Below are 14,449 nucleotides of genomic sequence, written 5' to 3' on the forward strand. Positions count from 1 at the left end.
GGAGTAACACCATGAAAACCGCTTATATCGCAAAACAACGCCAGATCAGTTTCGTGAAGTCCCATTTCTCCCGCGAGCTCGAAGACAGACTTGGACTCATTGAAGTCCAGGCGCCGATCTTAAGCCGCGTGGGCGACGGTACTCAGGATAACCTTTCCGGCAGCGAGAAGGCGGTGCAGGTGAAAGTGAAAACCCTGCCTGACGCCAGCTTCGAGGTGGTTCACTCTCTCGCGAAGTGGAAGCGTCAGACGCTGGGCCAGCACGACTTCAGCGCGGGCGAAGGGCTGTACACGCACATGAAGGCCCTTCGCCCCGATGAAGACAGACTTTCCCCGATCCATTCAGTCTACGTCGATCAGTGGGACTGGGAGCGGGTGATGGGCGACGGCGAGCGCCATACCGGCACCCTGAAAGCCACCGTGGAGGCGATCTACGCCGGGATCAAAGCCACCGAGGCGGCGGTCAGCCGGGAGTTCGGCCTGACGCCGTTCCTGCCGGAGAAGATCCACTTTATTCATAGCCAGGAGCTGCTGAGCCGCTATCCGGATCTGGATGCCAAAGGTCGCGAGCGGGCGATTGCCAAAGCGCTCGGCGCCGTCTTCCTGATCGGCATCGGCGGCAAACTCTCCGACGGCCAGCGCCACGATGTGCGCGCCCCGGACTACGACGACTGGAGTTCGCAGGGCGAAGCCGGGCTGGCCGGTCTGAACGGCGATATTCTGGTGTGGAACCCGACGCTGGATGATGCCATCGAGCTCTCTTCGATGGGGATCCGCGTGGATGCTGAAACCCTGAAGCGTCAGCTGGCGCTGACCGGCGATGAAGACCGCCTCGCGCTGACGTGGCACCAGGCCCTGCTGGCCGGCGAAATGCCGCAGACCATCGGCGGCGGTATCGGCCAGTCGCGCCTGACTATGCTGCTGCTGCAGCTGCCGCATATCGGCCAGGTGCAGTGCGGCGTGTGGCCGCAGCAGGTGCGCGACAGCGTCAGCGCCCTGCTTTAATTAGCGCTTCCAGCGGCGCAGCAGTCTGCTGCGCAGCCCGGTATCGAAGCGCCAGATATGATCGAAGATGCGCATGATCCCGGGCTTACCGTGCTTTGACATCGCCACGGCGTGAAAGCGGTGCTGGTGTCTGCGCTGTAGTTCTCCCACTTTACTGACCACCTCGTCCGGCAGCCGCTGGGCGATAAAGTCCGAGATCACCACCGCGTCGGCATCGGCCCACGTCGGCTCCTGCAGCTTTTCGAGCACCGCCCGCAGGCATTTCGCCATATCGGTGCCGCCGCGAAAGCGCTGGCTGAGAAATCGGATCGCCTGCTCAAGCCCCTGCGCCCCGGTCAGCTCATAGCTCACCACCTCGCTGGCGAAGAGCATAATAAAGCAGCGGCGGTTGTCCGCCAGCGCCACCCGCATCAGCGCCAGGCAGAAGGCCTTGGCGCACTGCTCGTTAAAGCCGCCCATTGAACCGGAGGTATCCACGCAGACCACGAACGGCCCGCGCGGCTGTTCATCGACGTCCTGATGCACTACCGGACGCTCGCTGATTTTTTCCCGCCAGGCGTCGCCGTGCAGGCGGTAGGTCAGCAGCTGCTTCTCCACAAGCCGGCGGTAGAACTCATACTCCAGCTCGCTGATGCCGAGCGTCGCCAGCTCCGCCGGCAGCAGGCGCAGAATATCATCGCTCTGCTGCAGGCCGTCGACCTGCTCCGGCACGGTGGAGGGCTCGCGCACCAGCGCGCGGAAGGTCTCCATCGGCATGTCTTTTTTCGGCACCGACTTTGCCTCCCGGGATCGGCCAAGCTGCTCAGCCAGCTGGATAAGCTCCGGCTGATCGCTGAGAAAATCGCCGTATTTAACGATAAGCCGCCAGTCGCCACGCCTGAGCTGGCCCTCGCTCATGTCCCACAGCCGTCCGGCGGCGGTATCATTCTCCACCAGCAGCGGCTCCAGGTGGCCGCTGAGGGTCAGGCGCTCCTGCACTTCGCTCAGCAGCTGCTCGCGCTCGTCGTCCAGAAGCTGCTGGTTGAGGCTGGTGGCCTGCACCACCAGGCTCAGGCGCCAGCGCTGCAGAAAGAGCGTGTGCAGGGAGGCGGTAAAGCGGGGATTGCTGCTGACCAGCTGCTGCGCCTGCGCGGCAAACGGCGAGCGGACGCGGTCAAGCTGGGCGAGGATCTGCGGCAGCTGAATAATAAACTGCGAGGTTGAGAGCGTGAGGTTCTTCTGGTAGCAGGCAACCTCATCGCTTAGCGCCTGCGGGACGTGGGTTTCCCGGAAGCGGGCCTTCAGCGCGCTGCGCCAGCGGGGAAGATCTTCCGCCAGCGCGTTTTTCAGCCGCGGGAATTTTTTAAAAAAGCCGACCAGCTGGGGGGAAGCCAGCAGGGTAACGATCGTCTCTTCGATCAGGCCCTCTTCGCTGACGGCCAGCATCACGTTCAGCGTGTCGAGGGTCAGCATTACTGGCGCGCCTGTTTGATCTGGGCGCCGACGTCCTGCAGGCTGGCTTCAATTCGCCCCAGCCAGTCGCTGTGAATAAACAGGCACTTCTGCTGTTCGCTAAAGCGGTTGTGCTGCTGGTGCCACTCTTCCAGCAGGGCGTCGAGCTGCTGCTTCACTTCGTCGGGCATATTTTCCGGCGCTTCGGTGCCGGGCAGCGCCAGCCGGGATCCCTGCAGGCTGACGTCGCGCACCACCAGGTGCTGGGCCTGATCGACCTCCATATTCAGCACCTGGGCAAAGCCGATGCCGTTGAGCTTGCCGCGTATTTCACCGCCTTTCTCCAGCCACTGCGCCAGCGCCGGGCGCTCAATCGCAACGTGAACGACGTTCATATCGTGGAGCTTCAGCGGCTGCTGCAAGAGTAACGTCAGCACCGGCTCCTGCACCTCTTCCGGAAGCTGATAGTGCGGGCGGCGGCTGAACATGCCGCCGAGGCGGGTGACCTTCAGCGCGGTTTTATCGCTTTGCTGCTGCTGAAGCTGCAGGCGGTGCTGGGTAATATTGCCAAGCCGGGTTAACATCGCCTGCTGCTGCCATGCGTGACCGGTCATCAATATTTCGAGCTGGTTGTGCATCAGATTCAGGCTCTTAGCATCGTGCCACAGGCAGTCTTTCAGCAGGATCAGATCGATGGGCGCGATCGCATCGCGACCGCTGAAGAAGGCGCAGGCCTGCAGCAGGCGGACGGCCTTTTTCCAGCGCCTGTCCGATACGTAGGGCGCATCCGGCAGCGCTTCCAGCTGCTGGCGCAGCTGGTAGATAAGCTCAAAGACGCTGTCCGATAGAGTGACGGCGCCAATCGCCGTCTGCCACTGGGTAAACTCTTCGTCGCTGACCTGCAGACTTTCCTGCACCGGGTTGGCGTTCTCGTCCTGCTGGCTGACCAGCAGGGAGCGAAAATTGCCCTTCTCCTGCACTTTATCCAGCCACAGGCGGATCAGCATCCGGTCATACAGCGCCTCCAGGCTGCTGTCCGCTTCCGGCAGTTCGTTGGAGGCGGTGACCAGCAGGCGCATCGGGATTTTCTCTTCGCTTGCGCCGTTGCGGAAGCTGCGTTCGTTAATGGCCGTTAACAGAGTATTCAGAATGGCCGGCCCCGCTTTCCAGATCTCGTCGAGAAAGACGATTTCTGCTTCCGGCAGATAGCCGGCGGTAAGGCGCTCGTAGCGGCCTTCATCCTTGAGCGCCTGAATTGAGAGCGGACCGAACACCTCTTCCGGCGTTGAGAAACGGGTCATCAGGTACTCAAAGGCGCGGGCGCTGCGGAAGGCGAATTTGATGCGGCGGGCGATCAGGCTTTTAGCAATGCCCGGAGGGCCGAGCAGAAACACGCTCTCGCCGCTCAGCGCCGCCAGCAGGCAGAGGCGAATGGCGTGGCTGCGCTCAAAAAGCCCCTTCTCCAGCGCGGCGCTCAGACGGGAAATTCTTTCTGCTAATAAGTGTGATTGGGCCATAATTGAGGGGTGTCCTTTCGCTATCTGTCCGGCTTTCAACGGATTATAGCCGTTTGCTATTAGAGGATAACAGCGCGATAAGCGATACTACTTTCTTTGAGCAAGGTTAATCCCTCTTCATTTTAGAGTACGATTTTGTGATGAATCGTGCATACTGTGCGCTTTTTGTGGGTCCAGGGATCAGGGTCACATTTGTCTTATTAAACGAAAGACGAGTCTATGAGCACTGATAATAAGCAATCATTACCGGCAGTTACCCTTGCGGCAATTGGCGTGGTGTATGGTGATATCGGGACCAGTCCCCTCTATACGCTTCGCGAGTGTCTGTCGGGACAGTTTGGCTTTGGCGTGGAAAGAGATGCCGTGTTTGGCTTTCTGTCGCTGATACTGTGGCTGCTGATATTTACCGTTTCTCTTAAGTACATCACCTTCGTGATGCGCGCGGACAACGCCGGCGAGGGCGGGATTTTGACGCTGATGTCGCTGGCCGGGCGCAACACCTCGGCGCGGGTCACCTCGACGCTGGTGATCCTCGGGCTGATAGGCGGCAGCTTCTTTTATGGCGAAGTGGTCATTACGCCGGCCATTTCGGTGATGTCGGCCATTGAGGGACTTGAAATAGTCGCGCCCCAGCTCGATTCGTGGATAGTACCGATATCCATCGTCGTCCTCACCCTGCTGTTTATGATCCAGAAGCACGGCACCGGAATGGTCGGCAAACTGTTTGCGCCGATCATGCTCATCTGGTTCCTGCTGCTGGCCGGTCTTGGGCTGCGCAGCATTATCGCCAACCCGGAAGTGCTGCAGGCGCTTAACCCGTACTGGGCGATGAACTTCTTCCTCGAATATAAGGCCGTCTCCTTCGTGGCGCTGGGGGCCGTCGTGCTCTCCATCACCGGCGTTGAGGCGCTGTATGCAGATATGGGCCACTTCGGCAAGCTGCCGATTCGCGTGGCGTGGTTCTTCGTGGTGCTGCCGTCGCTGGTGCTGAACTACTTCGGCCAGGGGGCGCTGCTGCTCAAGCATCCGGAGGCGATTAAGAACCCGTTCTTCCTGCTGGCGCCGGACTGGGCGCTGATCCCGCTGCTGATCCTCGCCGCGCTGGCGACGGTTATCGCTTCGCAGGCGGTTATCTCCGGCGTCTTCTCGCTGACCCGCCAGGCCGTGCGCCTGGGCTATCTGTCGCCGATGCGCATTATTCACACCTCGGAGATGGAGTCCGGGCAGATCTACATCCCGTTCATTAACTGGCTGCTGTACGTGGCGGTGGTGATCGTGATTGTCAGCTTCGAACACTCCAGCAATCTGGCGGCGGCCTACGGTATTGCGGTGACCGGCACCATGGTGCTGACCACCATTCTGTTCTCGACCGTGGCGCGCAAAAACTGGCACTGGAGTAAGTATGTCGTCGGCCTGCTGCTGATTGCCTTCCTCTGCGTGGACGTGCCGCTGTTTTCGGCTAACCTCGACAAGCTGCTCTCCGGCGGCTGGCTGCCGCTGAGCCTTGGGTTCGTGATGTTTATGATCATGACCACCTGGAAGAGCGAGCGCTTCCGCCTGCTGCGCCGGATGCACGAGCACGGCAATTCGCTGGAGGCGATGATTGCTTCGCTGGAGAAGTCGCCGCCGGTGCGCGTGCCGGGTACGGCGGTCTTTATGTCCCGGGCACTGAACGTCATTCCGTTTGCCATGCTGCATAACCTCAAGCACAACAAGGTGCTGCACGAGCGCGTTATTCTGCTGACCCTGCGCACCGAGGACGCGCCCTATGTGCACAACGTCCGCCGGGTGCAGATTGAGCAGCTGTCGCCGTCGTTCTGGCGGGTTGTCGCCAGCTACGGCTGGCGCGAAACGCCGAACGTGGAAGAGGTGTTCCACCGCTGCGGGCTTGAGGGCCTGAGCTGCCGGATGATGGAAACTTCGTTCTTCATGTCCCACGAGTCGCTGATTATTGGCGAAGGGCGGCCCTGGTATCTGCGCCTGCGCGGCAAGCTCTTTCTGCTGCTGCAGCGCAACGCCCTGCGCGCCCCGGATCAGTTTGAAATCCCGCCTAACCGGGTGATTGAGCTGGGGACCCAGGTCGAGATTTAAGGTCTGCTGCCCTCACCCCGGCCCTCTCCCACAGGGAGAGGGCGCAGGGGCTAAAAACGGTACTTTTGGTACCGTTTTGTCTTGATATCGAAACGTTTCTACCGCGATCACAATTCTGCAATGCCGTGATGGTTTTCTTGCCGCTATTCGCCATAATCTGCAGCAAGCGAAACGTTTCGCCAGTGGAGCAGAAGATGAAGAAAGGTACGGTTCTTAACGCTGATATTTCCTCGGTCATTTCCAGACTCGGGCATACCGATACGCTGGTGGTCTGTGATGCGGGTCTGCCGATCCCTGACAGCACGCAGCGCATTGATATGGCGCTGACCCAGGGAGTGCCCTCCTTTATGCAGGTGCTGGAGGTGGTCACCGCGGAAATGCAGGTTGAATCGGCTATTCTCGCCGCGGAAATCGAAATTCATAATCCGCAGCTTCACGCCGCGTTGCTTACCCATCTTGAACAATTGCAGCAGCGCCAGGGAAACACCATTGAGATCCATTACACCACCCACGAGCAGTTCAAACAGCAAACCGCAGACAGCCGGGCGGTGATCCGCAGCGGAGAGTGCTCTGCGTATGCGAACATTATCCTCTGCGCCGGCGTGACCTTCTGAGGCCGATATGGACGCACTACTGCAACTTAAGGGGATCGATAAATCGTTCCCGGGCGTAAAGGCCCTCTCCGGCGCGTCGCTGAACGTCTACGGCGGGCGCGTAATGGCGCTGGTCGGCGAGAACGGCGCCGGTAAATCGACGATGATGAAAGTGCTGACCGGCATCTACAGTAAGGACGCCGGTTCTCTGCTGTGGCTCGGCAAGGAGACCGCCTTTAGCGGCCCCAAATCCTCCCAGGAGGCCGGCATCGGCATCATCCACCAGGAGCTGAACCTTATTCCGCAGCTCTCCATCGCCGAAAACATCTTTCTCGGCCGCGAGTTCGTCAACCGCTTTGGCAAAATCGACTGGAAAACCATGTACGCCGAGGCCGACCGGCTGCTGGCGAAGCTGAACCTGCGCTTTAAGAGCGACCGGCTGGTGGGCGAGCTCTCCATCGGCGATCAGCAAATGGTGGAAATTGCCAAAGTCCTGAGCTTTGAGTCGAAGGTCATCATTATGGATGAGCCGACGGACGCTCTGACCGATACCGAAACCGAGTCCCTGTTCCGGGTGATCCGCGAACTGAAGTCCCAGGGCCGCGGCATCGTCTATATCTCCCACCGCATGAAAGAGATTTTTGAGATCTGCGATGACGTTACGGTCTTTCGCGACGGCCAGTTTATCGCCGAGCGCGAAGTCGCCACCCTCACCGAAGATTCGCTGATTGAGATGATGGTCGGGCGTAAGCTCGAAGACCAGTACCCGCACCTGGATAAAGCGCCGGGCGAGATCCGCCTGAAGGTCGATAACCTCTGCGGCTCCGGCGTCGAAAACATCAGCTTTACCCTGCGCAAAGGCGAGATCCTCGGCGTCGCCGGGCTGATGGGCGCCGGGCGTACTGAATTAATGAAGGTGCTGTACGGCGCGCTGCCGCGCAGCAGCGGTTACGTGACCCTCGACGGCCACGAAGTTGTCGCTAAATCACCGCAGGACGGGCTGGCCAACGGCATCGTTTATATCTCGGAAGACCGCAAGCGCGACGGGCTGGTGCTCGGCATGTCGGTGAAAGAAAACATGTCCCTGACCGCGCTGCGCTACTTCAGCCGCGCCGATGGCAGCGTGAAGCACGGCGAAGAGCAGGAGGCGGTGGGCGACTTTATTCGCCTGTTCAATGTCAAAACGCCGTCGATGGATCAGGCTATCGGCCTGCTCTCCGGCGGTAACCAGCAGAAGGTGGCTATCGCCCGCGGTCTGATGACCCGGCCAAAAGTGCTGATCCTCGATGAACCGACCCGCGGCGTGGACGTGGGCGCCAAGAAAGAGATTTATCAGCTGATCAACAAATTTAAAGCCGACGGCCTGAGCATCATTCTCGTCTCTTCTGAGATGCCGGAAGTGCTGGGCATGAGCGATCGCATCATGGTGATGCACGAAGGGCATCTCGGCGGAGAGTTCACCCGCGAGCAGGCCACTCAGGAAGTCTTGATGGCTGCCGCCGTAGGCAAGCTTAATCGCGTGAATCAGGAGTAAAAAAGATGACTACCCAGGCCGTTTCCGGGCGCCGCTACTTCACCAAAGCGTGGCTGATGGAGCAAAAATCGCTGATTGCGCTGCTGGTGCTGATCGCCATCGTCTCTACCCTTAGCCCCAACTTTTTTACCGTCAATAACCTGTTCAACATCCTGCAGCAGACCTCGGTAAACGCCATTATGGCGGTGGGGATGACGCTGGTTATTCTGACCTCGGGAATCGATCTGTCCGTCGGTTCCCTGCTGGCCCTGACCGGCGCGGTCGCCGCGTCGCTGGTCGGCATTGAGGTTAATGCCCTCGTCGCCGTCGCCGCCGCACTTGCTTTAGGTGCGGCCATTGGTGCCGTGACCGGCGTGATTGTCGCTAAGGGCCGGGTACAGGCCTTTATCGCCACCCTGGTGATGATGCTGCTGTTGCGCGGCGTCACCATGGTCTACACCAACGGCAGCCCGATGAGCACCGGCTTTACCGACAACGCCGATCTGTTCGGCTGGTTCGGCATCGGCCGCCCGCTGGGTATTCCGACGCCGGTGTGGCTGATGGCGATTGTCTTCCTCGCAGCGTGGTACATGCTGCACCACACCCGCCTGGGCCGCTACATCTACGCCCTGGGCGGTAACGAAGCGGCGACCCGCCTCTCCGGCATCAGCGTCGATAAAGTCAAAGTCATCGTCTACTCTCTGTGCGGTCTGCTGTCAGCGCTGGCGGGCATCATCGAAGTGGCGCGCCTCTCTTCTGCCCAGCCGACCGCCGGTACCGGCTACGAGCTGGACGCTATCGCGGCGGTGGTGCTCGGCGGCACCAGCCTGGCGGGCGGTAAAGGTCGCATTGTTGGGACCCTGATCGGCGCATTAATTCTCGGATTCCTTAATAATGGTTTGAATTTGTTAGGTGTTTCTTCCTACTACCAGATGATCGTTAAAGCGGTGGTGATATTGCTGGCGGTGCTGGTGGACAACAAAAAGCAGTAATAACTGACACAAACAGGATCTCTCCGATATGAACATGAAAAAACTGGCTACCCTGGTTTCCGCCGTGGCACTGAGCGCCACCGTAAGTGCAAACGCGATGGCGAAAGACACCATTGCGCTGGTCGTCTCCACCCTCAATAACCCGTTCTTCGTTTCCCTGAAGGACGGCGCGCAGAAAGAAGCCAATAAGCTGGGCTACAACCTGGTGGTGCTGGACTCGCAGAACAACCCGGCGAAAGAGCTGGCGAACGTGCAGGATCTGACCGTGCGCGGCACCAAGGTGATGCTGATCAACCCGACCGACTCCGACGCGGTGGGCAATGCGGTGAAAATGGCTAACCAGGCCAAAATCCCGGTTATTACCCTCGACCGCCAGGCCTCTAAAGGCGAGGTGGTGAGCCACATCGCCTCTGATAACGTGCTGGGCGGCAAAATCGCCGGCGACTACATCGCCAAGAAAGCCGGCGAAGGCGCGAAGGTGATTGAGCTGCAGGGCATTGCCGGTACCTCCGCCGCCCGCGAGCGCGGCGAGGGCTTCCAGCAGGCCGTGGCGGCGCATAAATTTAACGTCCTCGCCAGCCAGCCGGCCGACTTTGACCGTACCAAGGGCCTGAACGTCATGCAGAACCTGCTGACCGCCCATCCGGATGTGCAGGCCGTATTCGCACAAAATGATGAAATGGCGCTCGGCGCCCTGCGCGCGCTGCAGACCGCAGGCAAATCTGACGTGATGGTGGTTGGTTTTGACGGCACGCCGGATGGCGAAAAGGCAGTAAATGATGGCAAACTGGCAGCGACTGTTGCACAGCTGCCGGAACAAATTGGCATCCAGGGCGTTGAGGTTGCCGATAAGCTGCTGAAAGGTGAGAAGGTTCAGGCCAAATACCCCGTTGACCTGAAGCTGGTCATCAAGCAATAAGTCATCACCGATTCAGGCCAGCAAGAGCCTGAGGGGACAACGTAAAAGAAAAGTGTGGCACGCGCCACCGGGTTCCCGGTGGCGCTCTTTACCGAATAGGCATGTTATGAAAAGCACAAAAAAACTCGTCGTCCTTGGCAGCATCAATGCCGATCACATTCTCAACCTTGAAGATTTCCCGCGTCCGGGCGAAACCGTTACCGGCAGCCAGTATCAGGTGGCCTTTGGCGGTAAAGGCGCGAATCAGGCGGTGGCCGCCGGGCGCAGCGGAGCCAATATTGCTTTTATCGCCTGCACCGGCGATGACGATACCGGCGAGCGGGTGCGCAGGCAGCTGGCGAGCGACAATATTGATATTGCGCCGGTCAGCGAAATTGCCGGCGAGTCGACCGGCGTGGCGCTGATCTTCGTTAACGGCGAAGGGGAGAATGTTATCGGTATTCACGCTGGCGCAAACGCGGCGCTCTCTACCGCGCTGGTCAATGACCAGGCGGCGCGCATTGCCGATGCCGATGCTTTGCTGATGCAGTTGGAATCGCCGCTGGAGAGCGTGCTGGCGGCGGCAAAAATTGCCCACGACAATAATACGCGGGTTGCGCTGAACCCGGCGCCGGCCCGCGAACTTCCGGATGAACTGCTGTCGCTGGTGGATATTATTACGCCGAATGAAACCGAGGCCGAAAAGCTGACCGGGATCCACATTGAGAGCGATGAGGATGCGGCGAAGGCGGCACAGGCGCTGCACGATAAGGGCATCGCTACGGTAATCGTCACCCTCGGCAGCCGCGGCGTCTGGGCGAGCGAGCAGGGCAAAGGCCAGCGCGTGCCCGGCTTTAAAGTGCAGGCCGTAGATACCATTGCCGCCGGCGATACCTTCAACGGCGCGCTGATGACCGCCCTGCTGGAAGGTAACCCGCTGGCGCAGGCTATTCGCTTCGCGCACGCGGCGGCGGCCATTGCGGTTACCCGCAAGGGCGCCCAGCCTTCCGTACCGTGGCGCAACGAGATTGACGATTTTCTCGCTCAGCAGGGGTAATGCTTGGCTACCATGAAGGATGTTGCCCGCCTGGCGGGCGTTTCCACCTCAACGGTCTCACACGTCATTAATAAAGACCGGTTCGTCAGCGAAGCCATCACCGAAAAGGTGGATGCGGCGATAAAAAGCCTCAACTACGCGCCCTCCGCGCTGGCGCGCAGCCTCAAGCTCAATCAGACCCGCACCATCGGGATGCTGATCACCGCCAGTACCAACCCGTTTTATTCGGAGCTGGTGCGCGGCGTCGAGCGCAGCTGCTTTGAGCGCGGCTATAGCCTGGTGCTGTGCAATACCGAGGGCGACGAGCAGCGGATGAATCGCAATCTTGAGACCCTGATGCAAAAGCGCGTCGACGGCCTGCTGCTGCTGTGTACCGAAACGCACCAGCCGTCGGCGGAAATCGTCCAGCGCTATCCCTCCATTCCGACGGTGATGATGGACTGGGCGCCGTTCGACGGCGACAGCGACATTATCCAGGATAACTCCCTGCTCGGGGGCGATATGGCGACGCAGTACCTGCTTGATAAAGGCTACACCCGCATTGCCTGTATCGCGGGACCGCTGGATAAGACACCTGCCCGGCTGCGTCTGGAAGGCTATCAGCGGGCAATGGCGCGGGCGGGGATTGTTGTGGATGAAGGCTATACCGTCATCAGCGACTTTGAGTTCGGCGGCGGGCTGCGGGCGATGCAGGCGCTGCTGGCGCATCCCGAGCGGCCGCAGGCGGTTTTTATCGGCAACGACGCGATGGCGGTCGGCGCCTATCAGGCGCTCTATCAGGCCGGATTACGCATTCCCGAAGATGTGGCGGTGGTTGGCTATGACGATATTGAGCTGGCGCGCTATATGACGCCGCCGCTGACCACCGTGCATCAGCCGAAGGACGAGCTGGGCGAGCTGGCCATCGATGTGCTGATCCACCGTATGGCCCAGCCCGGGCAGGCTCAGCAGCGGGTGCAACTGACGCCTGAGCTGGTGATCCGCGGCTCCGCTTAACCTTTCTTATGCCGCTCCTTGATCAGGTTGCGGCCATCTTTATGTCTGAGCAGCATAAACATCAGCGCGGACACCACGGTTATCGCACCCATCGTAATAAAGGTGTAGTGGAACTGTTCGACGGTAGTGCTGCCCTCAATGCCCTCATAAACGCGCAGGACGGCAGCGCTGACCGCGACGCCTAAGCTGATGGAGAGCTGCTGGGTAACGGCCAGCATACTGTTGCCGCTGCTGGCGGTTTCATCCGTCAGGTCGGCAAGCGTTATGGTGTTCATTGCCGTGAACTGGGTAGACATCGCCATGCCCAGCACAAACAGGGGCAGGATCAGCATCCATACCGGCATCGACGGCGACTGCAGTGAAAACTGGGCAATCATCAGACCGATAAAGATTGTGACCCCGACCAGCGTCCGGCGGTAGCCGAACCAGCGCAGCACCTGCGTTACCGTCGATTTCGCAATAATCGAGCCCACCGCCGTCGGCGCCATCATGCAGCCGGCGATCAGCGCCGGATAGCCGAATCCTACCTGCAGCATCAGCGGCATCAGAAACGGCACACAGCCGGTGCCGAGGCGCGTCGCCAGGTTGCCGGCGATGCCGACGGAGAAGGTGCGGGTCTTAAACAGCGGCAGGGCAATCAGTGGCGTGGGGTGCCTGCGGGCGTGGCGAATGTAGGCCATCAGCAGGATCAGGCTGATGACGATGATGCCTATCGCCAGCCAGGTTGAGACTATCTTCTCGCCAAACAGCTCCATGCCGCTGGAGAACAGCACCAGACTCAGGCCGAACAGCAGAAATCCCGTCATATCGAAGCCGCGCCGTGGCGTGGTGAAGTTGGGCATATATTTGCGGGCGTAAAGCAGGCCGGCGACGCCTATCGGAATATTAATCAGGAAAATCCAGTGCCAGCTGGCCCAGGTCACCAGAACCCCGCCGAGCACCGGCCCCAGAATCGGGCCAACCAGGCCGGGCATGGTGACGAAGTTAAGTACCGGCAGCAGTTCGCTGCGCGGATAGGCGCGCAGCAGCGCCAGGCGGGCGACGGGCATCATCATTGCCCCGCCGATCCCCTGAATAATGCGGAATATCACCAGTTCCGGCAGCGAAGTGGAGAGGGCGCAGGCCAGCGAGCCTAAGGTAAACAGGCTGACGGCAGTCATAAACACCCGACGGGTGCCGAAGCGGTCCGCCAGCCAGCCGCTTACCGGGATCAGCATCGCCACCGTTAGCGTGTAGCTGATAATCGCCGACTGCATGGCCAGCGGCGAGCGGTTAAGGCTGGTGGCAATCGCCGGGAGCGCGGTATTGAGGATGGTGGCGTCAAGCGCCTGCATAAAGAAGGCCATGGCGGCGATCCACGGCAGGCCCGCCATACTGTGCGCTTTCTTACTCATCTATTTCATCGCCTGGGCATTGGGCGCATCCAGCAACGTCCGGCTGGCCTGACGGGCCTGCTCGCCGTCACCCTGCCGGATGGCATCCACGATGGCCTGGTGCAGATCCAGCTTTATCACTTCATTATTGGTGATTGCTGAAAAGTAGGATTGATAGACCGAGTTAAACAGGGCGGCGAAGGCGCTGAGAAAAGGATTGCCGCTCATGATATAGATGTGTTCATGCCAGGCCATGTCGACCTCAATCCAGCGCTGGCGATCGAAATCACTCTTCAACAGAACCATCTCTTCCATGAGCGTATTGAGGCGCGTCTTCTGTTCGACGCTGCCGTTTACCGCCGCCAGCATGCAGGCCTGCGGTTCTAGGCTGCTGCGCATAATAAGGAAGTGATCGACGACCTCATTAAAGTTACTTTCCGTCATCCACCAGGCGAGGAGCTCCTTATCGAGAAAGTTCCAGCTGCTTCTGGGCATGACCCGGGTACCAATGCGTGGCCTTGGCAGTACCATACCTTTGGCTGTGAGGGTCTTTACGGCTTCGCGAACGGCGGTGCGGCTCACCCCGAACTGTTCGCCAAGCTCTATCTCACCGGGAAGGATGCTTTCCGGCGGGTAATCTCCCGCGAGAATTTTCTGCGCGAGTTTCCCGGCAAGCACCCAGGAGATATTCTTTTGTGCGGCCAGCTGTTGTGCGCTTAAAGGCATAGTCGATTTCCTGTCTTCTCTTTACCGGCCTAGTATGCCATCCAGGGATAAGATCCGGTGGTTAAAACGGCAGATAGCGCAATAAATGGCACATTTACAGCCGCTTTGGTGAAAAAAAGTGCGAACAGTAAATTATTTTAAATTTCCCCTTGTCAGGTCCGGAGAACTCCCTATAATGCGCCTCCATCGACACGGAGCAACGGCAAACAAGCCGCCGGGTTGAAAGAGAAAGCCCTGAAAAAAGGGTTGACTCTGAAA

The 14,449-nt window shown here is 59.7% G+C and carries 12 protein-coding genes; 8 read left to right on the top strand and 4 right to left on the bottom strand.

Going from position 1 to position 14,449, the window contains the following annotated elements; translation table 11 throughout:
- Positions 1 to 11: 11 nt before the first annotated feature.
- Complete coding sequence (gene asnA / locus ENGE1_RS20710; protein ID WP_045289097.1) at positions 12 to 1,004, top strand: aspartate--ammonia ligase; 993 nt, start codon at positions 12 to 14, stop codon at positions 1,002 to 1,004.
- On the opposite strand, the gene viaA is transcribed toward asnA, so the two are convergent.
- Together viaA and ravA are read right to left on the bottom strand one after the other, a co-directional pair.
- Positions 1,005 to 2,456: an ATPase RavA stimulator ViaA gene (gene viaA / locus ENGE1_RS20715; protein WP_048253539.1), complete on the bottom strand. Its 1,452-nt coding sequence runs from the start codon at positions 2,454 to 2,456 to the stop codon at positions 1,005 to 1,007.
- The gene (gene ravA, locus ENGE1_RS20720; RefSeq protein WP_048253538.1) at positions 2,456 to 3,952 is read right to left on the bottom strand and encodes an ATPase RavA; all 1,497 of its coding nucleotides are present in this window, start codon (positions 3,950 to 3,952) and stop codon (positions 2,456 to 2,458) included. Before ravA ends, viaA begins: the two co-directional genes overlap by 1 nt.
- 219 nt (positions 3,953 to 4,171) lie before the next feature.
- Between ravA and kup the strand changes: the two genes are divergently transcribed.
- From kup to rbsR, 7 genes are all read left to right on the top strand, one after another.
- Positions 4,172 to 6,043, top strand: coding sequence for a low affinity potassium transporter Kup (gene kup, locus ENGE1_RS20725; protein ID WP_048253537.1), 1,872 nt, complete (start codon positions 4,172 to 4,174; stop codon positions 6,041 to 6,043).
- Positions 6,044 to 6,237: 194 nt separating this feature from the next.
- A complete protein-coding gene (rbsD, locus tag ENGE1_RS20730; protein ID WP_043081455.1) occupies positions 6,238 to 6,657 on the top strand; it encodes a D-ribose pyranase in 420 nt (139 codons plus the stop codon).
- Between the two features lie 7 nt (positions 6,658 to 6,664).
- Positions 6,665 to 8,170: a ribose ABC transporter ATP-binding protein RbsA gene (gene rbsA, locus ENGE1_RS20735; RefSeq protein WP_045289093.1), complete on the top strand. Its 1,506-nt coding sequence runs from the start codon at positions 6,665 to 6,667 to the stop codon at positions 8,168 to 8,170.
- 5 nt (positions 8,171 to 8,175) lie between these two features.
- Entirely contained in the window at positions 8,176 to 9,141 is a 966-nt protein-coding gene (gene rbsC / locus ENGE1_RS20740) for a ribose ABC transporter permease (RefSeq protein ID WP_043081458.1), read from the top strand.
- A gap of 28 nt (positions 9,142 to 9,169) precedes the next feature.
- Positions 9,170 to 10,060, top strand: a complete 891-nt coding sequence (gene rbsB / locus ENGE1_RS20745) for a ribose ABC transporter substrate-binding protein RbsB (RefSeq protein WP_043081460.1) — start codon at positions 9,170 to 9,172, stop codon at positions 10,058 to 10,060.
- A gap of 106 nt (positions 10,061 to 10,166) precedes the next feature.
- Complete coding sequence (gene rbsK, locus ENGE1_RS20750) at positions 10,167 to 11,096, top strand: ribokinase (RefSeq protein WP_045289092.1); 930 nt, start codon at positions 10,167 to 10,169, stop codon at positions 11,094 to 11,096.
- Positions 11,097 to 11,108: 12 nt separating this feature from the next.
- Entirely contained in the window at positions 11,109 to 12,092 is a 984-nt protein-coding gene (gene rbsR, locus ENGE1_RS20755) for a ribose operon transcriptional repressor RbsR (RefSeq protein WP_043081463.1), read from the top strand.
- Here rbsR and mdtD read toward each other — a convergent pair.
- Together mdtD and ENGE1_RS20765 are read right to left on the bottom strand one after the other, a co-directional pair.
- A complete protein-coding gene (gene mdtD / locus ENGE1_RS20760; RefSeq protein ID WP_043081465.1) occupies positions 12,089 to 13,486 on the bottom strand; it encodes a multidrug transporter subunit MdtD in 1,398 nt (465 codons plus the stop codon). The genes rbsR and mdtD overlap by 4 nt on opposite strands.
- Entirely contained in the window at positions 13,487 to 14,191 is a 705-nt protein-coding gene (locus ENGE1_RS20765) for a FadR/GntR family transcriptional regulator (RefSeq protein ID WP_048253536.1), read from the bottom strand. It abuts the gene before it with no gap.
- Positions 14,192 to 14,449: the final 258 nt, after the last annotated feature.

Source organism: Pluralibacter gergoviae ATCC 33028 = NBRC 105706, from assembly GCF_001598855.1.
GTDB classification, from domain to species: domain Bacteria; phylum Pseudomonadota; class Gammaproteobacteria; order Enterobacterales; family Enterobacteriaceae; genus Pluralibacter; species Pluralibacter gergoviae.